This is a genomic window from Serratia sp. PAMC26656, from assembly GCF_016469055.2.
In the GTDB taxonomy this organism is placed as follows: Bacteria; Pseudomonadota; Gammaproteobacteria; order Enterobacterales; family Enterobacteriaceae; genus Serratia; species Serratia plymuthica.
In genome coordinates, this window is the sequence record NZ_CP150486.1 from 3,263,947 (window position 1) to 3,284,252 (window position 20,306).

The following is a 20,306-nucleotide window of genomic DNA, read 5'->3' on the forward strand; positions in this document are numbered from 1 at the left end:
TTTTGACTGTAAGGGCCGTTCCTGCCCGGATATTCCGCAACAAAACAAAAAAACCGCACCGTTGATTCCGCTTTTCGCCCGGTGATAACTCTGCCATCTACCGGCTATTCAGAAACAAATCTGTTACATAAAATCGGTTTTCCACTATTTCTGCCGCGTATCCGGTTTCTGAACGGGGAATAAATGTTAACGAGCAGTTAAAATACATGCCGTTTGATAAAGAGTGTAGAGCAGCTATCGTGCCAAAACGGGTTTTCTGGCGAATATCGCGTTTTTTTTCGTTAAAACAACGGCTTACAATGCATACTTATTCAATAATTATGCATTGGTAATGAATAGTTGGAAAAATAAGGCTAAAAATCATCATTGGCCGCGAAATCCTATTCAATTGCAAAAAACTTCAATATTTCTGATCGCGCTCGCAAAAATAATTTGGCCCGATTTGCGCCCGATCACACTTTCGCCCCATTTGAGTGCAGCGAATGCACCAGAGGCGAACAATCCCGCGTCAGTTAAGGCTCTGCCGGGCCATGCCTCTTCCCGCCGGCGGTTCATCCACACGCCAGATCACCTATTTGTTAAGCAGCAACTACACTGTGATTTCGACCACCCCGCGCTTGAGGAGCCATGATGTCTAAAAAAACTGTTGATCCCACCCAACCGGCAGCACAAAAGGATATTCGCGTATTCCTGGATGCGTTAAATGCCGGCGGCGGCAAACCGATGGAACAGATGAAACCGAAAGAGGCGCGTAAAGTGCTGGAAGGGGCACAAAGCAGCGTTGAGGTGCCGCTGTACGAAGTCGAAATCAGCGAGAAGACCATTCACGTTGAGGGGCAGGATGTCCTGCTGCATCTGGTGCGACCGGCCAGAGTTAAAGAAGCGCTGCCGGTATTCATGTTCTTCCACGGCGGCGGTTGGGTGCTGGGTGACTTCCCGACTCATGAACGGCTGGTGCGCGATTTGGTGCACAGTTCCGGTGCCGCGGCGGTGTTCGTCAATTATACCCCTTCACCGGAAGCGCATTATCCCACCGCCATCAACCAGGCCTATGCCGCCACCGAATGGGTGGCCGAATACGGCGAAAAAATCAACGTCGACGGTTCCCGACTGGCGGTAGTCGGCAACAGCGTAGGCGGCAATATGGCGGCGGTGGTCAGCCTGATGGCCAAGGAAAAAGGCACGCCGGCGCTGCGCAGCCAGATCCTGCTGTGGCCGGTGACCCACGCCAGCTTTGATACCGACTCCTATCACCAGTACGCCGAAGGCCACTTCCTGACTCGCAACATGATGAAATGGTTCTGGGACAACTACACTACCGACAAAGCACTGCGCAAAGAGATTTACGCTTCGCCGCTCAATGCCACGCTGGAACAACTGAAAGGCTTACCGCCGGCGCTGGTGCAGACTGCGGAGCTGGATGTGTTGCGCGACGAAGGCGAAGCCTATGCTCGCCTGCTTAACGCCGCCGGCGTGGAAGTCACCTCCACACGCTACAACGGGTTGATCCACGACTATGGCTTGCTGAACCCGATAGCCCACGTCCCGGCGGTGCACTCGGCCATCCACCAGGCCGGGCGCGCGCTGAAACACTATCTGGCCTAATCGGCATAATGGCAGGCCACCCGGTGCCCTGCAGCCAGGGTACGTAACGCAGGGGCCTGTTGCCGACACTGAGCGGTAGCCTGCGGACAACGGGGGTGAAAACGGCAGCCGTGCGGCGGTTGAGCCAGGTTGGGCAACGCCCCCCGGGCCATCGTCTGCGGTTGCCGCAGTGGATCCAGGCTGAGCACCGCCGCCAGTAATGCCTGGGTGTAAGGGTGCCGCGGCCGGCGAAACAGGCTGTCGCGATCGGCGCTCTCGACAATCTGGCCGAGATACATCACCGCCACGTCCTGACACAGGTGTTCCACCCCCCCAAGATCGTGCGAAATAAACAGGAAGGTTACGCCCTGCTGCTCCTGGAGATCGGAAAACAGGTTGATGATTTGCGCCTGAATCGAGACGTCGAGCGCCGAAATCGGCTCATCGGCGACGATAAACTCCGGCTGCAGGATCACCGCACGCGCAATGCCGATGCGTTGCCGCTGGCCGCCGGAGAACTCATGCGGGAAACGCCCATAGTGCTGCGCCGACAGCCCGCAGATTTCCATCGTATCGATTACCCGGTCGCGTAATTCACTTTTAGTCGCCAGACCGTGCTGTAGCAAGGCCTCGCCAATCGCATCGCCAACGCGCATTCTCGGATTCAGCGAACTGTAGGGATCCTGAAACACCAGTTGCATTTTCGGCCGCATGGCACGCAGTTGGGGTGGACTGAGCGCATCCAGCGCCTGCCCGTTAAACAACACTTCGCCGGCAGTTTTATCATGCAGCCCCAGCAATGTGCGCCCAACGGTGGTTTTACCGCTGCCGGATTCGCCCACCAAACCGAAAATAGTGCCCTTGCGAATGCCGAAACTGACGTCATCCACCGCCCGCAGTTGCCCGGTCGTTTGGCCGAACAGGCCATCGCGCAGCGGGAAATATTTCTTCAGCCCCTTCACTTCAACCAGTAGTTCAGCCGACATAAATACGCCCTCCCGCATTCAGAAAGCAGGCAGACTGGCGTTGCGCATGGCCGTACAGCGGCGGAATACCGTCACGGCAGCGTGCGCTCACCTGTGAGCAACGATCGGCAAAAGCGCAATGGTCGGGCAAGCGGGCCAAATCGGGCACCTGGCCGGGGATCGAATACAGTCGACGCCGCCGCTGTCCGGCTACCGGCCGCGAAGCCATCAACCCCTGGGTATACGGATGCTGCGGGTTATCCAGCACCTCTCGGGTGGGCCCCTGCTCGACAATCCGCCCGGCGTACATCACCACCAGCCGGTCTGCCATCTGAGCGATGACCCCAAGATCGTGGGTGATCAGCATCATCGCCATATTGTGCCTTTGCGCCTGTTCACGCAGCAGCGCCAGGATTTGCGCCTGCACAGTGACGTCGAGCGCCGTGGTCGGCTCGTCGGCAATCAGCAGCGCCGGGCGGCAACTGATGGCCATGGCGATCATGATACGTTGCAGCATGCCGCCGGAAAGCTGGTGCGGGTAGCTGGCCATCAGCTGTTCTGCGCGCGCCAATCCCACCTCCGTAATCAACGCCGTCGCTTCCCGCCAGGCGGCCTTTGGCGCCGCCCCCCGGTGGCGGATAAGCGGCTCCACCAGTTGCTCGCCAATGGTCAGCACCGGGTTCAGCGCGCTCATCGGTTCCTGGAAGATCATCGCCAGCCGGTTGCCGCGCAAATCGGCCATCTGCTGTGGACGCAGTTTCAGCAAATCCTGGCCGTCAAAATGAATCTCGCCGCCGTCGATCTGTGCCAGCGGCTGCGGCAGCAACCCCATCATCGCCAGGGCGGTGACACTTTTGCCACAGCCGGACTCGCCAACCACGCCCAGCGTCTGCCCGGCGTGCAGTTCGAAACTCACCTGTTGCACCGCCCGCACCCGGCCTTGTTCGCCGTTGAAGGCCACCGACAGTTGATTAAAGGCTACCAACGGTTGGCTCATCGTCTTACTCCGTTCATTTTCGGATCGAGCGCGTCCCGCAGGCCGTCACCCAGAATATTAATCGCCACTACGGTGATAAAAATCGCCAGGCCCGGCGGCATCCACAGCCAGGGGCGGCGCTGAAAATCGATCAGGCTGTTGGCAGCATCCATCATGTTGCCCCACGACGGCGTCGGCGGTACCACACCCAGCCCCAGATAGCTGAGCGCCGATTCGCTGAGAATGGCATTGGCCACCCCCATGGTTGCCACCACCACCAGGATCGGGATGGTATTCGGCAGCAGGTGGCCGAAAATACGTCGCCGTGTGGACAGCCCCAGCACTTCGGTCGCCAGCATGAAATCACGCTCGCGCAGCGACAGGATTTGGCCGCGCACCAGCCGCGCCAGCGACGGCCAGCCCAACAGGCTGAGCATGATCATCACCATGTAGATACGGTAATCCGGCGAGACGTCCAGCTCGGACAACATCGCTCCCATAATGATCAGCAGCGGCAGGCTGGGGATGGTCATCAACAGATCGGCAAAACGCATGATCAGCTTGTCCACGATGCCGCCCAAATAGCCGGATAACGCCCCCAACAGGTAGCCGAGCGTCACCGACAGCAGCATCGACACCAGGCCGATGGTCAGCGAGATGCGCCCCGCCAGCAGCAGCCGGGTGTAAATATCACGGCCGAGAAAATCCGTACCCAACCAGTGTTCGGCATTGGGTGCCTGGTTAATGTTCAGCGCATCGCCGGCATCGTCCTGCCACGGCGACAGCATCGGCCCCAAAATGCACAGCACGGCCAGTATCAGCAGCAACAACAGCGAGGCCATCGCCAACCGGTGGCGCCGCAACCGTTGCCAGGCCTGTGCGGCCGGCGGTGGCGACAACTGCGCCAGCGCCGGGAGTTGCGCCTGCCGCCAGCGGCGACGGCGACCAAAAAACAGCGTTGCCAACATGTTTACCTCAAACGAATTCGTGGGTCGGCATAGGCGTACAGAATGTCCGCCAGCAGGTTGCCCAAAATGGTCAACACCGCCAGAAACAGCGTAAAGCCCATCAGTACCGGATAATCGCGCGCGGCCAGCGAGTCGATGTGAATATGCCCCGCCCCCGGCCAGTTGAAGATCTTTTCGGTGATCAGCGCACCGGAAAACAGCGCCGGCAGCTCAAACCCCAACAGCGTGATGATCGGCAACAGCGCATTGCGCAGCGCATGTTTGACGATCACCGTTTTTTCTTTAAGCCCTTTGGCGCGCGCGGTGCGGATATAGTCCATGCGGATAACGTCCAGCATGCTGGCGCGGAAATAGCGCGTCAGGGTGCCGGCCTGCAACATCACCAGCGCCAATACCGGCAACAGCAGGTGCGCCGCCACTTCCAGCACCCACGCCAGCCCGGTCGTCTCGCTGCCGGTACGCAGCATGCCGCCCGCCGGCAGCCAATGCAGATCGACGGCGAACCATTTAATCAACAGCAGGCAGAGGAAAAACGTCGGGAACGACATGGCACCGAACACCGCCACCGTGACCAGATGATCGAACAGCGAATAGGGTTTCATCGCCGAAGCTACCCCCACCGCCAGCGCGATGCCCCAGTACAGCACCAGCGCCACCGAAGCCAGCAGGAACGAGTTCCAGATGTACTGGTTCAACAGCGCGCTGACCGGGATTTGGTATTGCAGCGAAAAGCCAAGATTGCCTTGCAGCAACTGGCCGAGCCAGTGCCAATAGCGGATGAGCAACGGCTGGTCCAACCCATACAACGCCCGCAGTTCGGCGGCACGCTGTGGCGTCAGGTTGATGTTGCCGTCGATAAAGTCGCCGGGGGTCAGCGCGAAGATAAAGAAGATCAGAAGTGATGCCAGCAGCATCATCGGAATGGTTTGCAGCAGGCGGCGCAGGATAAAATTTCTCATGGTGTTTTCCCTCACCGCCGCGCGGAATGGCGCGGCGGTGTCTTGCCGTTACTGAACCCGTTTGACGTCCGGCAGGCTGCCGGTCAGGCCGTTGTAGACGTCCGGTTTAAAACCGGTTACGCGGGCGCTGCTGGCGCTGAGGATTTTGCGGTTGCCCAGCAGGATCACCGGCGGATCTTCGGCCAACGTCTGATACAGTTGGTGATACAGCGGCTTGCGTTGCTCGATATCCAGCGTAGCGTTGGCCTGGCCAATCAACTTGTCCACCTGCGGGTTGTTATAGCCGGTTTCACTCACCTGACTGATGTAATCGCGCACCCCATCATGCGGGTCATTCAGGCTACTGGTGCTGAGCGACGCCAGGTCATAATTGCCTGCCTTGCGTTGCGCCAATAAGGCGTTGAAATCCAGCACCTGCGGCTTCAACAGCACGCCAATCTGCCGATAGTTGTCTTTGGCGATCGGCACCAGCGCGTCATTCAGCAGCTTTTTGGTCACCAGCAGCGTCAGCTCCAGCTTTTTGCCGTCTTTTTGGCGAATGCCGTCCGCGCCCGGTTTCCAGCCGGCCTGATCCAGCAATTGCTTCGCTTTGTTGACGTCGTAGGCGTACGGATTAATCCCCTGTGGATCGTAAGCCCAGGAAACGGGAGAGATCGGCTGATTAGCCACAGTGCCGTACCCCTGATACACCACGGTAATCAGCTTTTGGCGGTCCAGCCCGTAGATTAAGGCCTGCCGCACGCGTGCATCCTGCAACGCCGGCCGCTTAAAGTTGAAATCAATACGGCTGTAGTCGCTGGAGCTGTAGAGATTGATGTTGGCAAAGCCGAGCAGCTTTAACTGCTCAATATCGTCCGGCTTGGCAGTGAAGGCGTCGTAATCGGTTTCGCCGGTCTGGAACAGCTGGAAGTTGGTGGCGGGGTTGGTCACGCGGTAAATAAAGCGCGCCACGGCTGGCTGACCGAGGTAGAAGTTCGGGTTGGCGTGGAAACGGATCTCCTGCCCCGGCACGTATTTATCGTAAATATAAGGCCCGTTCCCCAATGGCTTGCCGTTCAGTGCACGTACGCTCTCCAGCTTGCCGCGCTGGTAATCCTTGCCGTAATAAGCCTTCGACAGCACCGGCCCGCCAATCAGTTGCAAGGTAGTCGCCCCCGGCTGGGTGGTGGTAATTTGAATGGTGCGATCGTCGACCACCTTCAGCCCGCTGATGCTGGGTGCGGTGCCATTTTTGTATTCCGCGCCGCCCTGGATGTGCGCCGGGGCAATGTCGGTGTCACCGTCATAGGCCGGATCGTGCAGCAGCGTCAGGGTAAAAGCGATGTCTTCAGCCTTCATCGGCGAGCCGTCGCTGTAGACCAGGTTCGCGCGTAGCTTGAGGGTATACACCCGGTTGTCCGGGCTGATCTGCCAGGATTCTGCCAACCGCGCTACCGGTTTGCCCTGGCTGTCCAGGCCAATCAGCCGTGTGAAGATCACGTCGGTAACGTTCTCGTCCCAACCGTTGGTAAACAGATAAGGGTTAAAATTGCCCTGAGGTTCGAGAATACCGGCCACCACAGTGTCTTTACGCAGCTTGGCGGCCGCCGGCACCTGGCTTGCATCGGTCGCCGGGGTAATGCCTTCCGTCAAGAGTTCAGCCTGAGCGCTGAAGGCCAGGCCCAGGGCACAGGCTATCGCCAATGGTGCCAGCCGTTTTTGCAACAGTTTGTTTATCTTGTTTTTTATTCTGCTCACTCACTGCCCCTTGTCTGCCCGTTGATAAAATGTGACAAAATTTATCGCAGAGTAATGGGCGGCCGGAGGGCTGTCTAACAACGAAACCGGCATTCCATTGCCGGATAAAGCATTATGAATTTTTCTATTGCGATGCTTACCGGCGCGGCGCTGTACAGCCTGCTGGTTCGAGCTGCCGGATAAGTTTGGCTAAGGTTTTGATCGCCGCCTCATGCTTGTCGCTCCAGTCAAAAGAGGCGTTCAGGCGGAAGCAGTGGTTGAAATGATTGCCGGTGGTGAACATTCTGCCCGGCGCGATGCTCACCCCCAGCGCCAGTGCACGCTGGTACAGCTCCATCGACGACAGCGCAGGATCCAGCTCCAGCCAAAGGAAATAGCCGCCGTCGGGCTGGCTGACCTTCACGGTGGGCGGAAAATGATGGGCAATCGCTTGACGCATCATGCTCTGGCGCTGGGCCAGCAGCCGCCGCAAACGCCGCAGGTGGGTATCGTAGCCACCGTGTAGCAGGTAGTCGGCGATCGCCATCTGGGTCGGCACGCTGGTCGATACGGTGCTCATCAGTTGCAGCCGCTGGATCTGCTGCGCGTAGCGCCCCGCCGCCACCCAGCCGACGCGAAACCCCGGCGCCAGGCATTTGGAAAACGACGAGCAGTGCAGGATCTGGCCGCCGTTGTCCAGCGCCTTGGCCGGCAGCGGCCGTTCTGCGCTGAAGTACAGCTCACCGTAAACATCGTCCTCAATCAACGAAATCTGCCGTTCGCGCAGCAAGGAAACCAGCCGCTGCTTGTTCTCGTCCGGCATCGTGGCACCCAGCGGGTTCTGGAAGTGGGTCATCAGCCAACAGGCCTTGATCGGATACTGTTCCAGCGCCTGCTCCAGCGCGTCCAGATCGATACCGTCCTGCGGATGAGTGGCGATCGCCACCGCCTTCAGCCGCAACCGTTCGAGCGCCTGCAACGCGCCGTAAAAGGCCGGCGATTCAATCGCCACGTAATCGCCCGGCTGGGTCACCGCCTGCAGGCTGAGGCTCAGCGACTCCATTGCCCCGGCGGTAATCACTATCTCGTCCGGAGCCACCTGCATGCCGCTCAGCGCATAACGCTGGGCGATGTTACGCCGTAACGCATCGTTGCCGGGCGGCAGATTGGCCAGTGAGCTGTGCGGCGTAAACTTGCGCGCCACGCTGCTCAGCGCCCGTGCCAGTTTCGGCTGGGCAAACAGCGTGGCGTCGGGAAACGCCGAGCCAAAAGGGACGATTTCCGGATCCTTGCACGCCTGCAACACATCGAAAACAAAGGTGTTGATGTCCACCTGCTCGCTCAACAACATCTTCTCGCCGCGCACCGGCTGCGGCAGCGGCTGCGGGCGCGCCGCCACGTAGTAGCCGGACTGAGGCCGGGCGACGATCCAGCCCTGGCTCTCCAGCAACTGGTACGACTGCACCACCGTCATCAGGCTGAGACCGGCCCGCTTGCCGCTCTCTCGCAGTGAAGGCAGCTTGTCTCCCGCCCGCCACACCCGGTTCTGAATTTGTTCGCGAATCTGTTGCGCAAGCTGCTCGTATCTGGTCATAAGCCCTAACTGTTATATGAAAAAGTGAAATAACTGTCACTGTTATAGTCACTGTACTCCGTGCTTAACTTGACGCCAAGCTTTCCACAAAAAAATTACAGCTATACTGAAGAGGTTATTTTATGTCCACCCCAAGGAGGCGCCATGCTGGGTCTTGATGCACTGGAACTTGCCAGAATACAGTTTGCCTTCACCGTGTCTTTCCATATCCTTTTTCCTGCGATTACCATCGGCCTGGCCAGTTATCTGGCCGTGCTGGAAGGAATGTGGCTGAAAACACGCAATGAAGCCTATCGCGACCTGTACCATTTCTGGTCCAAGATTTTCGCCGTCAACTTCGGCATGGGCGTAGTTTCCGGTTTGGTGATGGCCTACCAGTTCGGCACCAACTGGAGTTTCTTCTCCGAGTTCGCCGGCAGCATAACCGGCCCGCTGCTGACCTACGAAGTACTGACCGCCTTCTTCCTTGAGGCCGGTTTCCTGGGGGTAATGCTTTTCGGCTGGAACCGCGTCGGCCCTGGCCTGCACTTCTTCGCTACCTGCATGGTGGCCCTCGGCACGCTGATTTCCACCTTCTGGATCCTGGCGTCCAACAGCTGGATGCAAACCCCGCAGGGACACGAAATCATCAACGGCCAGGTGGTGCCGGTCGACTGGCTGAAGGTGATCTTCAACCCGTCATTCCCGTACCGTCTGCTGCACATGTCGACCGCTGCTTTCCTGTCCTCGGCCTTCTTTGTCGGCGCTTCCGCCGCCTGGCACCTGCTGCGCGGGCGCGACACGCCGGCAATGCGCAAAATGCTGTCGATGGCGATGTGGATGGCGCTGATCGTCGCGCCGGTGCAGGCCATGATCGGGGATGCCCACGGCCTGAATACGCTGAAATATCAGCCGGCGAAGATCGCCGCCATCGAAGGCCACTGGGAAAACCCTCCGGGCGAGGCCACGCCGCTGATCCTGTTCGGCTGGCCGGATATGCAGCGCGAAGAAACGCGTTTCAAGTTGGAAGTGCCCTATCTCGGTAGCCTGATCCTGACCCACAGCCTGACCGAACAGGTGCCGGCGCTGAAATCCTTCCCGCCGGAGGACCGCCCGAACTCCACCGTGGTGTTCTGGTCGTTCCGCATCATGGTGGCGCTCGGAATGCTGATGATCCTCGCCGGGGTATGGAGCCTGTGGCTGCGCTGGCGCGGCGGACTGTACCGGTCACGGCCTTTCCTCTATTTCATTCTGTGGATGGGACCCTCCGGGTTGATAGCGCTGCTGGCGGGCTGGTTTACGACCGAAATCGGCCGACAGCCGTGGGTGGTGTATGGCCTGCTGCGCACCAAGGACGCCGTTTCTGCGCACGGCGACCTGCATATGAGCATCAGCCTGCTGGCGTTTATCGTCGTTTACTGTTCGGTGTTCGGGGTGGGGTATTCCTACATGATGCGCTTGATCCGTAAAGGACCGCAGCAGAATGAACACAAAGAAGATGACACCGAAGGCCGGCCGGCGCGTCCGCTGTCTGCGGTGAAAGAAACTCTGGATGACAGGAGCTGAGCATGGGCATTGATCTTCCGCTGATTTGGTTTGTGATCATCGTGTTCAGCACCATGATGTACGTGGTAATGGACGGCTTTGATTTGGGTATCGGCATCCTGTTCCCGTGGGTTAAGAACAGCCATGACCGCGATGTGATGATGAACACCGTCGCCCCGGTCTGGGACGGCAACGAAACCTGGCTGGTGTTGGGCGGCGCGGCGCTGTTCGGTGCCTTCCCGCTGGCTTACGCGGTGATCCTCGACGCGCTGGCTATCCCGCTGACGCTGATGCTATTCGGGCTGATCTTCCGCGGCGTGGCCTTTGAGTTCCGCTTTAAAGCCAAAGAAGAGAAACGCCATATTTGGGACAAGGCGTTTATTTGGGGGTCGCTGTTCGCTACCTTCAGCCAGGGGGTCGTCGTGGGCGCCATCATCAACGGTTTCCCGGTTAGCGGCCGCAGCTATGCAGGTGGTGCGCTCGACTGGCTGACGCCTTTCGCGCTGTTTTGCGGGCTGGGGTTGGTCGTGACCTATGCCCTGCTCGGCTGCACCTGGCTGGTGATGAAAACCGCCGGTGACCTGCAAGCGCGCATGTACCGGCTGGCGACGCCGCTGCTGGTAACGCTGCTGCTGGTGCTGGCGGTGGTCAGTATCTGGACGCCGATTGCTCATCCGGAAATCGCCAGCCGCTGGTTTACATTGCCAAACCTGTTCGTGCTGCTGCCGGTGCCGGTACTGGTGCTACTCAGCGCCTGGGGCATCCAGCGCGGAGTGAAAAGTGCGGCGCACTACTCGCCGTTCTTGCTGACGTTGCTGCTGGTGTTCCTCGGCCTGAGTGGATTGGGCATCAGCATCTGGCCGCTGCTGATCCCGCCGTCCATCACCCTGTGGGACGCCGCTGCCCCGCCGCAAAGCCTCGGCTTTATGCTGGTTGGCGCGCTGTTTATCATTCCGATTATTTTGGTTTACACCTTCTGGAGCTACTACGTGTTCCGGGGCAAGGTCAGCCATGAACATGGCTATCACTGATGAGGGAGGAGAGCATGAACGATAAAACCGCAACCGCACCCACTCCCTGGTGGAAACGCGTCGGCTGGCTGGTGATCATCTGGAGCGCCAGCGTGCTGGGGTTGTTTCTGGTCGCCTCGCTGTTCCGACTATTGATGACTGCGGCGGGCATGAAGTCGCACTGACCGATAGTGTTTATCGGGTCGCGCTGTTAGGAAAGTAAAAGGAAATCACCAGCGTGACCAAAGGCAAGGCACCGATCTTCAACAACTCGAACACTTGCCTGATAGGCTCGCTTTGATCCCAATAAGCGTGGGCAATAAAAACGCCCACGCTTATCACAAAAATCCCGCACAGCACCTGACGCGCCAACCGCAGCCGCTCCATTTCGTCAAACACCAACACCTGTTCCAGGTAAACTCTGCCGGCCTCATCCCGCAGATTTGTGTCTGCTGCGCTCATGGGAAGATCCCCACGACTTGCCCTACGGCCTCCAGCTGTTCTCCCTTCTCTCGCACGATGCCAAGGGACGTCCCATCCTGTTTCATCCAGTGCTTGTCGGCAATGGCGATCAGCGCAAAAGCCATCTTGATCACATCGGTTTTCTCCATCCCATGACGCCGGGCTATATCGTTTAGATCATCATCAATCTTATTTGATAAACGAATCGGCAAACTACGCATATTCCACCTCCTGTGGCTGTCCGTCAGTGATATAGAGTCTACTTTACCGGCACGCATCGTTCAATTAGTGAACTGCGTAACGTCTCGCAAATTCAGCAGGTTGCGACAACATAATCCCTCAATCATGACTGCGGCGGTTTTCGCCCCATCTCGCTGAGAAAACGCTGCTGTAACCGCAGCAACTCCCCCAGTTCAAGCACCCGATAGTCGATACCATAGCGCGGCGCCACCTCGGCAATGATGCGGCTCAACGCAGGATAATGCCGGTGGCTCCAGTGCGGGAACAGGTGATGCGTCAGATGCAGGTTCGCCCCGCCCAGCCAATACCCCAGCCAGCGCGGCCGGGTGCGCCAGTCAAAGGTGGTGGCGAACACGTGGCGATATCTGCCGTGCGGCAACGCCCCCTGCTCCGGCGCCTGATAAAATTTCGCCTTGGCCCAGTGGGTGCCGATGATCAGCATCACGAACAGCAGCGAAGAGAGCATCTGGCTCAGCAGATAAACCAGCAGGATCTCGCTGATGCCGATCTCCGGTGGCAGCAGATAACCCGGGATCGCCAGCGCCAGAAGAAAATGCGCCGCTTTGCCGGCCAGAAAAATGCCCCAGCCGCGCGCCCCTTGCTGCGCCATCCGTGCCGCCACCCGGGTTCTTCCTGCCCGATCCAACCAGTCGAACAACCAGATGTAATACGGGAATGTCATGGCTGCCACCAACGGCCAGTAATATCGCTGTGCGCGCATAAAGGGTTTCCAGCGCTGGAACGGCGTCTGACGCAGCACGCCGTTGGCGTCGATATCGGGATCGTAGTGTTCGATATTGTTGTGCGCATGATGAAAAATAACGTGCCGCACTCGCCAGCAATCAGAGTCCAGCCCGAGCGGGATGCTGACCAGGCCGTTCAGCCAGCGGTTGGCCCAGGGCCGTTTGAAAAACGCGTTGTGCGAAGCATCGTGCACCACGTTTACCGTCAGAAACATGCCGATAAAGATAAAGCCGAAATAGCAGGCGAAATAGGCCCAGACGTTCTGCTGCTGCAGGCCAACAACATAACAGAGCGCACACAGCGCCAGCAGCACCGCCACCTTCGCCAACATGCCGACATCGGCGAAACGGTGGTCGCGATTGCCGGCCAGATAGTCATGGGCCGCCTGCATCAATGCACGATGCAGCCCGGCATCATCACGCCGGAAAGTCAGCGGACGCAGCGGCTTCATGGCTGCCCCATGCGGCGTAAAAACTGCTGTTGTTGCGCCAGCAATTCGCGATAGCCGATACAGCGGTATTCCATGGCGTGCTGTGCGGCCAACTGCGCCACAATGTTGGCCAACGCCGGATAATGGCGGTGATTCCAGCCGGGGAACAGATGGTGGGTCAGGTGATAATTCAGCCCACCGGTCAAATGCTGCAGCCAGTGCGGGGACGTCAGCCAGTCACAGGCGGTGGCGAAGTTGTGACGATACCAACCGTGCGGCATGCTCGTCCCCTCAGGTACTGGGTAAAACTCGGCCTGCGCCCAGTGGGTGCCCAGTAACAAGAACACCACCAACAGCGAGGCGCACATCTGGCTGAGCGTGTAGGTCAGCAATACCCACGGCCAGCCAATGCCATTGTGTTGGCACAGCACCAGCGGCACGCCCAGCACCAACAACAGATGTCCAATCTTGCACAGGATAAACACCGCCCAACCGCCACGCCCCGGTAAAATGTTCTTTTCATGCAGCGGGGTTTTGCCCAGGCGATCCGACCAGTCAAAAATCCAGGCGATATAGGGCAAGGAGAGCGCGGCGATCAGCGGCCAGTAAAGATGCTGATAACGCATATGCTTGCGCCAGCGCTGGAAAGGCGTCTGGCGGAAGAAACCGTTCTCCTCGGTGTCCAGATCGTAATGTTCAACGTTGGCGTAAACGTGGTGATACTCCACATGGCGTACCCGCCAGTAATCCGGATCCACCCCCAATGGCAGCGTCACCAGCCGCCCCACCAGACGGTTCGCCCAGGGGGCGCGCAGAAAGGCATTGTGCGAGGCGTCGTGATTCACATTCACGTTAAGCAGCATCCCCATCATCACAAACAGGAAATAGCAGCCGAAAAACGCCCACGCCTGCTGCTGCATCAGCGCCAAGGCATAAAAACCGCCGCACAACGCCAGCAGCAGTGCCGCCAACGCCAGCCGTCCAGCGTCGGCATAGCGATGGTCATCCGCCAGATAAGCATGCGCCGCACGCTTAAGCGCGCGATGAAACGCCTGTTCCCCGGCTGCGGGGAAACTCAGCGGCGAAAGAGTGTCAGCCATCGGGTTCTTCCTCCGGTGCAAGCGCTACTTTCCGCCCCCAGCCCAGTGCCACGCACAGGGCATGCAGCGCGGTAGCCGCCATGGTGATGTGCCAATAGCGTTGCGGCCAGCCAAGATACCCCATAAACAGCAACACAATTCCCAGCGTCACCAGCAGCCAGGCGACAATCGCCCAGCCGCGTCCTTCCGACATGCCACCCAACGCGACCGATCCCAGCGCCAGCAACGCCAGCAGCGCCATTTGCGGCCAGTGAATATCAGCGTAGCCGTAGCCATACTGGTAGACATAGCCAATCACCAAGGTAAATAACAGCATCGCGCCGCTGAACACGCTGAATGCCGAACAGCGGAAGCGAACGTTCGCCGCAGCCGGCCGCCACGCAAGGCGGAAATAACGCAGGAACGGCAGATTACTGGCCCAAAACGGGTTAGCGGACGCTTTATCCCCACTGACACCGTAGACAAACGGCGCTTCAGGCAGGCTCGGGCAAAAAGTGCCGAACAGCTTGTCCCAGAAAATAAAACTGCCGCCGAAGTTCTTGTTCGAATAGGCCAGGTCTTTGACATGATGTACCCGGTGGTGGGCCGGAGTGACCAGAATTTTCTCCAGCACGCCAAGCCGGGGCGTCAGGGCATTATGGTTAAACAGCTGGATGCTGTAATGCAGGATCGAGACCGTGACAAACACCGTCAGCGGTACGCCCACCAGTGCCAGCAGTAAAAAGAACGGTATCGAGGTCAGCGACGAATACCAGGAGTTACGGACCCCCAGCGACAGATTGAAATGCTCGCCCTGATGGTGCACCACGTGTACCGCCCACAACACCCGCAGATAATGGTGCAAGCGGTGCAGCCAGTAAAAACCGAAATCCCATGCCAGCAACGCAAACAACCACATCAACAGCGGCGGCCAGGCATCCAGCAGGCCCAAGCTGAAATGCGCGGCCACATAGCCGTAGCAGGTGATCTCCAGCCCGCGGAACAGCCACAGCATGATATGACCGGAATTCAAATTGAACACCACGTCATGCCAGTTGACCCGCTGCCGTTGCCCCCACTGCAATACCCCGGCTTCGCCGACGACGACAAACAGCATGAACACTATCGGCATAGCTAAATCGTTCATCCTGCCTCTCCTTTTATCCTATCTCGCCGGGCGCCTTTAATGTGCAGGGCCAGCCAGCCGGCCAGCCACGCCAGTAGCGCCCCGCTCGCCAGATCGACAAACAAATGGCGGCGCAGTTGCAAAATTGAAACGGCGATCGCCGCCGCCCAAACCACCAAAAGCACCGTCCTCACCTTACGCTGCCGGTCGCTGAGCGCCCAAACCGCCAGCAACGTCAGCGCCATATGCAACGAGGGCAGACAATTTTGCGGTGAATCTACCCCAACCAGTGCCGCCAGCACCTCAGAGCTTAAACCGGTGCCGCTATCCACCGGATATGCCATCGTGGTCGGCCACAGCAGGTATATGGCGCCGGCCCCCAAAGCGGTCAGTTGCATGGCCGTTGCCAGCCATTTGACCCGATGAGCCGGTGCCAGCAAATACCCCAGCGGAATGAGAATAAAGAAAGACAGATACAGCCAAACGGCAGCCGGGCTAAAGGGGATCCAGCGATCGATCGCCGAAGGCGATATCAGTTGCCCCGCCCCTTGCCACCGATCGGCGCTGGAATAAATAACCCCAACAAATCCCCAGCCCAACAACATTTGCCCTAGCCGAAACAGGAGTATTTTCATGCCATCCCCGCCAAACGGATGATCCGCCGTCTTTTTCTGTCAAATTCCGGCATCACCGCCTGTACCGTTAATTGCCACTCCAGCAGGTCGGTAGCAATGCCCTGTTGGCCGAGCACCTCGACCAGGTGCACCTGACAATGCGCCAACTCAGCCTGGGTACAATCGGCAATCAATTGCAAACGCCGTTGCGCGTGTTGAATCAGCCGATAGTCGCTGGTTAGCGGCAGCGCATTGGCTATCGCCCGGCTGCACAAGTCGGCAAAGACCACCTTGGGTTGCCGCTGCCTATCCGGCAGAATCAGTTGATCGTCCCTGCGCCCTTCAATACGGGCTAGCGCCATCGTCGGCTGCCCGCACGGGCAGGGTTCGGGTCGCCTGACCAGCACGTCATCCAACCGATAACGCACTATCGGCTGGGTGCTGCGGGTAAAGTCGGTGATCAAGGGGGTAAAACGGTGCTCATCGATCCACTGCGGTTCAATATGCAAAAACTCTTCGTTCAGATGCAGCGTGCCGTGCGCACAGGTGGCGGCCAGGAATCCCTCGGTGGCCTGATACACTTCGCCCACCGCCGGAAAAACCTGTGCCAGCAAGCGGCGATCCTGTTCCTCCAACACCTCCGCCACCGAAATCACTTTTTTCACGTTGAGGACGATCTGTTTTTTCATCACCGCCAACGCCAACGCGCGCAGTACCTGAGCCGGCGCCACAATCAGGGTGGGCGCCTGCTGCTCCAGGCGCGGCAACTGCGCGGAAAACGGGGCAAACAGATCGTAGAACGCCAGGCTCAACCAGCGATTATTGACGCTCTGATAGAGGTTATTGTCCGCCCGCAGAAACAGCGCGACGCGTTCGCCGGCAAACAACCCGTCCGGCAGCATCTTCGCCAACATGCCGCCGGCCCAGACTTGCTGCTCGCGCAGGCTGACGACAAATATGCCGCGCTGCCCAGAGGTGCCGGAAGACAACCCAACGCTGTATTGACCGATTTTTGGCGTGAAATCCCGCTCCTCCTCGCTGCGCTGCGCACAGGCAAGCAACACGTCACGCTGCAATCCGGCGGTATTCATTTGGTCGAACTGCGCCATCATCAGCGCCTTGTCCATCCGCGGCCAGGTGGCGATCGGTTGCCGGCTGAAGCGCCTGAAGTGGGGGCTTCTCGCCAGTATCCGGCGGGCGAAGACCTTAAGCCGTTTAGCCTGGTGCGCCTCCAGTGCCGCGCGATCGGCAAAGATTAAGCGCCGGGCGCGGAAATAGTGCCACAGCGTCATTAATGGGATCATAGATCCCCCTCGTGACACAGAAGAATGTTCACGTTGCCACCCGCCCACAGTTGGTTCAGCCGTTCCAGCGTGCGGTAATAGCCTTTGGGATCGTCCATCACCAGATTGGCCAGCACTGAAGGCCCTCGCAGTTGCTGATAGCTCAATGGCGACCAAGCGGCATCGCTGGCCAACAGCGTCCAGCCGCTCTCGGTAAGAATAAACGCGCCGATATGGCCCGCCGCATGACCGGGTAACGGCACCAGCAGGATCTGCCCTTTGCTGCCCGGCAGCACATATCCCCGCTCAAAAGGGGCCAGCAGCGCAGGCAAGCTCACCTGCGGAAAGCCCTCGATAAAGTGCAGGCCACTCTCGAAATCGTCGGGGATCAATCCGGGGATAAAAGCGCGTTTTAACGCAGCGAAGCCACGCAGAGTGCGGGTTTGCTGCCAGCCTTCACCGGAACAGATAAACTCGAGTTGGCTAAAATCGCGCAACCCGGCAATGTGGTCGGCGTGAAAGTGCGAAACAATCAGCCCCTGAATATCATCGGCGGCATAGCCGGCGGCGCGCAACTGCTGCGCCAGCGACTCTGCGGGATCGAAATAGACCGGCGTCATATGGCGGTAAAGGCGAAAAATGCCCGACTGCGTTTGCTGCTGGAAATAGCGCGCATAGCCGGTATCCCACAGCCAGCGGCGGTTCCCCACCTCAAGCAGGTAGGCGCGCGCCGGGAATTTACACACCCGGAACCCCGCCCCGCGCAGCGCCATGCAGCCAATGTGGGTGCAATAGCCCACTTCAAAGACCCTGACCTTAGCCATTGTTCGCCCCTCGCGGGTTTTTAAGCCACTCGCCGGTCAGGCGGATCCCCTCTTCCATCGAATAGCGCGGCCGATAGCCCAGTTCTTCAACGGCGCGGGTTTGGCTCAGCGTCATATCGAAATGCACCGCCGCCACGCTGTAGCGCGTCAGCAGCGGTTCTTTGCCGGTAAAGCGAGCCAACAGTTCAAGCCCGCCGGCCAACGCGTAGAGCAACGGGTACGGCACCGCTTGCAGTCGGTAATTCAGCCCTAACTGCTGGTGCAACAAGGCATGCAGCATGTCAGCCAGCCGCTGCGGCTGGTGATTGGTGATGTTGTAAACCGCGCCGGATACCAATCGGGGCCGGCAACTGGCCAGGTCCATCGCATGCACCACGTTCAACACAAACGTCAGGTCCAGCATCGCCCGCCCTCCGCTGGGTAAGCGCAACACGCCGCCGTCGCGTTCGAGCTGTTGCAACACCCTCGGCACAATCACCCGGTCGTGCGGCCCAAACAGGCCCCTGGGGCGCAGAATAACGTAGGTGGTTTGCGGGTAGCGCGGCACCAGCGTCTGCAACCGCTGTTCGGCGGCATACTTGCTGCCTGCGTAATGGTTGGCGAAGCGGCGGGCGCGGTAACCCTCATCAACATCCTGATGCGGGCGAAAATCGAAGTAAATCGCCGGGGTGGAAATATGAATAAAACGCCGGATGCCGCACTGACCGGCCGCCTCCGCCAGTTTTTCCGTCGCGGTAGCATTGGCCTGATAGAACTCGTTTTTGTCGCCCCAGGGTGAAGATTTTGCCGCGCAGTGCCAGACCCAATCGCAGCCGGCCATCAGTTGTCTGCATTGCTCCACCGTAGCCTGCGCCAAATCCAGCGGGGCAAATTCGGCGCCCATCTGACGCAACCCCTGTCCGGCCTGGCTGTCGCGCCCGGTGGCGCGCACCTGATGACCCGCCTCCAGCAACCACTGCGCCGCATTGCGCCCCAGGCCGCTGGTGGCCCCGGTAACCAGCACCTTCATGGCAGCAGCACCATGCCGGCCAGCGACAGCCCGGCGGCGGTACCGATCAGCATCACCGGCTTGCCGGGGTTAAAGCGGCCTTGAGTGACCGCAGCGTGCAGCGCCGTAGGAATGGATGCCGCGACCTGATTGCCGTGGTAGGGATAAATATCCACCAGCATCTCGTTGGAAACGTGCAGGCGCTTGCGCATGTGTTCGAGCGAAAGATGACTCGCCTGATGCGGCACCACGGTGGCGATTTGCGCCAGTGTCAGCCCGCCGGCAGCCAGCAGGCGGGCAAGATAGCCCTCGATTAATGCCGAAGCCTGCCTGAACAGCTGTTTGCCCTGCATATGGAACAGGAAATCGCTGCCGGTCATGCCGGCACGTGGGTTGCGGCGGGTACCACCCGCGCGGATCTCGCACAGCTCGCTGCCCTCCGGATAGGTTTCCACCCGACTCGCCAGAATGCCGCTGGTGCCGTCACCGCGTTCGACAATGGCACAGGCCGCACCGTCGCCAAAGATCAGCGAGGACTCCTCGTGCTCCCAATCGATGCCGCGCGAAGCCAAATCCGCCGACACTATGGCAATGCGCCGGTAGGTGCCGGCATTCAGCAGTCCGGCAGCCACCTGTAGGGCGGAGATAAAGCTCACGCAACTGCTGTTGATGTCAAAACCTGGGGTGCCCGGCGCCAGTCCGGCCACCTTGAGAATGTGCGCGGCGGTGCAAGGTAGCGCCTGGACAGAAATCGCCGAAGCGGAAATCAGCAGGTCAATCGAGTGCGCGTGAAGCGAGTTGCAGGCCAAGGCGTCATGCAAAGCGGCAGCGGCCAGTTCGGCCTGACTGGCGTCGTCGGTGGCGTGAAAACGGTGAACTATCCCCGAGCGCTTTTCGACATAGCCGGCCGGTTTGCCCAGCAGGCTGTCCAGCGCGGAGGATGCTACGCAGTTTGGCGGTAAAGCCACGCCGGTGGCGATGACTTTGAGAGGTAACAAAGCGGGTGAACCAGAGTGTATTGTCATTATTATTAATAAGTAACCTGAATATCCATAAAGCGACCTCCCGACGCTGTCGGCATGGCGACGGCGGCAGGTCATCCCCGGTTTTAAGTCCCAAAATACCCCTCGGCAGAGGGATTATTGATTGTAATTATGATAGCTGTTAACCGGCATCCGCTGGCAGTGAATGTCACAATACTGAGATATTGACGTCAGGGC

Annotated in this window: 20 protein-coding genes; 4 read left to right on the forward strand and 16 right to left on the reverse strand. The window is 59.1% G+C overall.

All coding sequences use genetic code 11. The annotated features are described in order from the left end of the window. Positions 1-630 precede the first annotated feature (630 nt). Complete coding sequence (locus JEM67_RS16540) at positions 631-1,605, forward strand: alpha/beta hydrolase (protein WP_199634899.1); 975 nt, start codon at positions 631-633, stop codon at positions 1,603-1,605. Here the strand turns inward: JEM67_RS16540 and JEM67_RS16545 are convergent. From JEM67_RS16545 to JEM67_RS16570, 6 genes are all read right to left on the reverse strand, one after another. Further along, complete coding sequence (locus tag JEM67_RS16545; protein ID WP_199634898.1) at positions 1,602-2,570, reverse strand: ABC transporter ATP-binding protein; 969 nt, start codon at positions 2,568-2,570, stop codon at positions 1,602-1,604. The two genes, JEM67_RS16540 and JEM67_RS16545, sit on opposite strands and share 4 nt — an antisense overlap. Then, positions 2,560-3,546, reverse strand: coding sequence for an ABC transporter ATP-binding protein (locus tag JEM67_RS16550; protein ID WP_013813391.1), 987 nt, complete (start codon positions 3,544-3,546; stop codon positions 2,560-2,562). Before JEM67_RS16550 ends, JEM67_RS16545 begins: the two co-directional genes overlap by 11 nt. Next, positions 3,543-4,493, reverse strand: a complete 951-nt coding sequence (gene opp4C / locus JEM67_RS16555) for an oligopeptide ABC transporter permease (protein WP_199634897.1) — start codon at positions 4,491-4,493, stop codon at positions 3,543-3,545. Before opp4C ends, JEM67_RS16550 begins: the two co-directional genes overlap by 4 nt. A 2-nt stretch (positions 4,494-4,495) precedes the next feature. Next, complete coding sequence (locus JEM67_RS16560) at positions 4,496-5,452, reverse strand: ABC transporter permease (protein WP_199634896.1); 957 nt, start codon at positions 5,450-5,452, stop codon at positions 4,496-4,498. A gap of 48 nt (positions 5,453-5,500) precedes the next feature. Next, positions 5,501-7,144 carry an ABC transporter substrate-binding protein gene (locus tag JEM67_RS16565; protein WP_370576128.1) on the reverse strand — a complete coding sequence of 548 codons (1,644 nt, stop codon included), beginning with the start codon at positions 7,142-7,144 and terminating at the stop codon, positions 5,501-5,503. Positions 7,145-7,325: 181 nt separating this feature from the next. Beyond that, positions 7,326-8,762, reverse strand: coding sequence for a PLP-dependent aminotransferase family protein (locus JEM67_RS16570; RefSeq protein WP_013813395.1), 1,437 nt, complete (start codon positions 8,760-8,762; stop codon positions 7,326-7,328). Positions 8,763-8,906: 144 nt separating this feature from the next. Between JEM67_RS16570 and JEM67_RS16575 the strand changes: the two genes are divergently transcribed. The 3 genes from JEM67_RS16575 to JEM67_RS16585 are packed head-to-tail and all read left to right on the forward strand — an operon-like array spanning position 8,907 to position 11,481. Then, positions 8,907-10,307 carry a cytochrome ubiquinol oxidase subunit I gene (locus JEM67_RS16575; protein ID WP_013813396.1) on the forward strand — a complete coding sequence of 467 codons (1,401 nt, stop codon included), beginning with the start codon at positions 8,907-8,909 and terminating at the stop codon, positions 10,305-10,307. A gap of 2 nt (positions 10,308-10,309) precedes the next feature. After that, positions 10,310-11,317 carry a cytochrome d ubiquinol oxidase subunit II gene (gene cydB / locus JEM67_RS16580; RefSeq protein ID WP_013813397.1) on the forward strand — a complete coding sequence of 336 codons (1,008 nt, stop codon included), beginning with the start codon at positions 10,310-10,312 and terminating at the stop codon, positions 11,315-11,317. A gap of 14 nt (positions 11,318-11,331) precedes the next feature. Then, the gene (locus JEM67_RS16585) at positions 11,332-11,481 is read left to right on the forward strand and encodes a DUF2474 domain-containing protein (protein WP_006325988.1); all 150 of its coding nucleotides are present in this window, start codon (positions 11,332-11,334) and stop codon (positions 11,479-11,481) included. Positions 11,482-11,491: 10 nt separating this feature from the next. Here JEM67_RS16585 and JEM67_RS16590 read toward each other — a convergent pair whose 3' ends face one another. From JEM67_RS16590 to JEM67_RS16635, 10 genes are all read right to left on the reverse strand, one after another. Continuing rightward, on the reverse strand, positions 11,492-11,758 hold the full coding sequence (locus JEM67_RS16590) for a hypothetical protein (protein ID WP_013813398.1): 267 nt from the start codon (positions 11,756-11,758) through the stop codon (positions 11,492-11,494). Next, a complete protein-coding gene (locus JEM67_RS16595) occupies positions 11,755-11,979 on the reverse strand; it encodes a hypothetical protein (RefSeq protein WP_013813399.1) in 225 nt (74 codons plus the stop codon). Before JEM67_RS16595 ends, JEM67_RS16590 begins: the two co-directional genes overlap by 4 nt. Positions 11,980-12,101: 122 nt before the next feature. Further along, positions 12,102-13,193 carry a fatty acid desaturase family protein gene (locus JEM67_RS16600; protein ID WP_199634894.1) on the reverse strand — a complete coding sequence of 364 codons (1,092 nt, stop codon included), beginning with the start codon at positions 13,191-13,193 and terminating at the stop codon, positions 12,102-12,104. Next, the gene (locus tag JEM67_RS16605) at positions 13,190-14,272 is read right to left on the reverse strand and encodes a fatty acid desaturase family protein (protein WP_199634893.1); all 1,083 of its coding nucleotides are present in this window, start codon (positions 14,270-14,272) and stop codon (positions 13,190-13,192) included. The genes JEM67_RS16600 and JEM67_RS16605 overlap by 4 nt, the downstream gene beginning before the upstream one ends. Next, the gene (locus tag JEM67_RS16610) at positions 14,265-15,398 is read right to left on the reverse strand and encodes a sterol desaturase family protein (RefSeq protein ID WP_199634892.1); all 1,134 of its coding nucleotides are present in this window, start codon (positions 15,396-15,398) and stop codon (positions 14,265-14,267) included. Before JEM67_RS16610 ends, JEM67_RS16605 begins: the two co-directional genes overlap by 8 nt. Continuing rightward, a complete protein-coding gene (locus JEM67_RS16615; RefSeq protein WP_199634891.1) occupies positions 15,395-16,012 on the reverse strand; it encodes a phosphatase PAP2 family protein in 618 nt (205 codons plus the stop codon). Before JEM67_RS16615 ends, JEM67_RS16610 begins: the two co-directional genes overlap by 4 nt. After that, a complete protein-coding gene (locus JEM67_RS16620) occupies positions 16,009-17,295 on the reverse strand; it encodes a F390 synthetase-related protein (RefSeq protein ID WP_199634890.1) in 1,287 nt (428 codons plus the stop codon). The genes JEM67_RS16615 and JEM67_RS16620 overlap by 4 nt, the downstream gene beginning before the upstream one ends. Then, complete coding sequence (locus JEM67_RS16625; protein ID WP_199634889.1) at positions 17,292-18,098, reverse strand: MBL fold metallo-hydrolase; 807 nt, start codon at positions 18,096-18,098, stop codon at positions 17,292-17,294. The genes JEM67_RS16620 and JEM67_RS16625 overlap by 4 nt, the downstream gene beginning before the upstream one ends. Further along, positions 18,091-19,107 (reverse strand): NAD-dependent epimerase/dehydratase family protein, encoded by a 1,017-nt coding sequence (locus JEM67_RS16630; RefSeq protein WP_199634888.1) that lies wholly within the window; start codon positions 19,105-19,107, stop codon positions 18,091-18,093. The genes JEM67_RS16625 and JEM67_RS16630 overlap by 8 nt, the downstream gene beginning before the upstream one ends. After that, a complete protein-coding gene (locus JEM67_RS16635) occupies positions 19,104-20,111 on the reverse strand; it encodes a 3-oxoacyl-[acyl-carrier-protein] synthase III C-terminal domain-containing protein (protein ID WP_199634887.1) in 1,008 nt (335 codons plus the stop codon). Before JEM67_RS16635 ends, JEM67_RS16630 begins: the two co-directional genes overlap by 4 nt. Positions 20,112-20,306 lie beyond the last annotated feature (195 nt).

Coding starts and splice junctions, on each gene's coding strand:
- JEM67_RS16540 (WP_199634899.1), top strand. CDS start 631: ATGTCTAAAAAAACTGTTGATCCCACCCAACCGGCAGCACAAAAGGAT.
- JEM67_RS16545 (WP_199634898.1), bottom strand. CDS start 2,570: ATGTCGGCTGAACTACTGGTTGAAGTGAAGGGGCTGAAGAAATATTTC.
- JEM67_RS16550 (WP_013813391.1), bottom strand. CDS start 3,546: ATGAGCCAACCGTTGGTAGCCTTTAATCAACTGTCGGTGGCCTTCAAC.
- opp4C (WP_199634897.1), bottom strand. CDS start 4,493: ATGTTGGCAACGCTGTTTTTTGGTCGCCGTCGCCGCTGGCGGCAGGCG.
- JEM67_RS16560 (WP_199634896.1), bottom strand. CDS start 5,452: ATGAGAAATTTTATCCTGCGCCGCCTGCTGCAAACCATTCCGATGATG.
- JEM67_RS16570 (WP_013813395.1), bottom strand. CDS start 8,762: ATGACCAGATACGAGCAGCTTGCGCAACAGATTCGCGAACAAATTCAG.
- JEM67_RS16575 (WP_013813396.1), top strand. CDS start 8,907: ATGCTGGGTCTTGATGCACTGGAACTTGCCAGAATACAGTTTGCCTTC.
- cydB (WP_013813397.1), top strand. CDS start 10,310: ATGGGCATTGATCTTCCGCTGATTTGGTTTGTGATCATCGTGTTCAGC.
- JEM67_RS16585 (WP_006325988.1), top strand. CDS start 11,332: ATGAACGATAAAACCGCAACCGCACCCACTCCCTGGTGGAAACGCGTC.
- JEM67_RS16590 (WP_013813398.1), bottom strand. CDS start 11,758: ATGAGCGCAGCAGACACAAATCTGCGGGATGAGGCCGGCAGAGTTTAC.
- JEM67_RS16595 (WP_013813399.1), bottom strand. CDS start 11,979: ATGCGTAGTTTGCCGATTCGTTTATCAAATAAGATTGATGATGATCTA.
- JEM67_RS16600 (WP_199634894.1), bottom strand. CDS start 13,193: ATGAAGCCGCTGCGTCCGCTGACTTTCCGGCGTGATGATGCCGGGCTG.
- JEM67_RS16605 (WP_199634893.1), bottom strand. CDS start 14,272: ATGGCTGACACTCTTTCGCCGCTGAGTTTCCCCGCAGCCGGGGAACAG.
- JEM67_RS16610 (WP_199634892.1), bottom strand. CDS start 15,398: ATGAACGATTTAGCTATGCCGATAGTGTTCATGCTGTTTGTCGTCGTC.
- JEM67_RS16615 (WP_199634891.1), bottom strand. CDS start 16,012: ATGAAAATACTCCTGTTTCGGCTAGGGCAAATGTTGTTGGGCTGGGGA.
- JEM67_RS16620 (WP_199634890.1), bottom strand. CDS start 17,295: ATGATCCCATTAATGACGCTGTGGCACTATTTCCGCGCCCGGCGCTTA.
- JEM67_RS16625 (WP_199634889.1), bottom strand. CDS start 18,098: ATGGCTAAGGTCAGGGTCTTTGAAGTGGGCTATTGCACCCACATTGGC.
- JEM67_RS16630 (WP_199634888.1), bottom strand. CDS start 19,107: ATGAAGGTGCTGGTTACCGGGGCCACCAGCGGCCTGGGGCGCAATGCG.
- JEM67_RS16635 (WP_199634887.1), bottom strand. CDS start 20,111: ATGACAATACACTCTGGTTCACCCGCTTTGTTACCTCTCAAAGTCATC.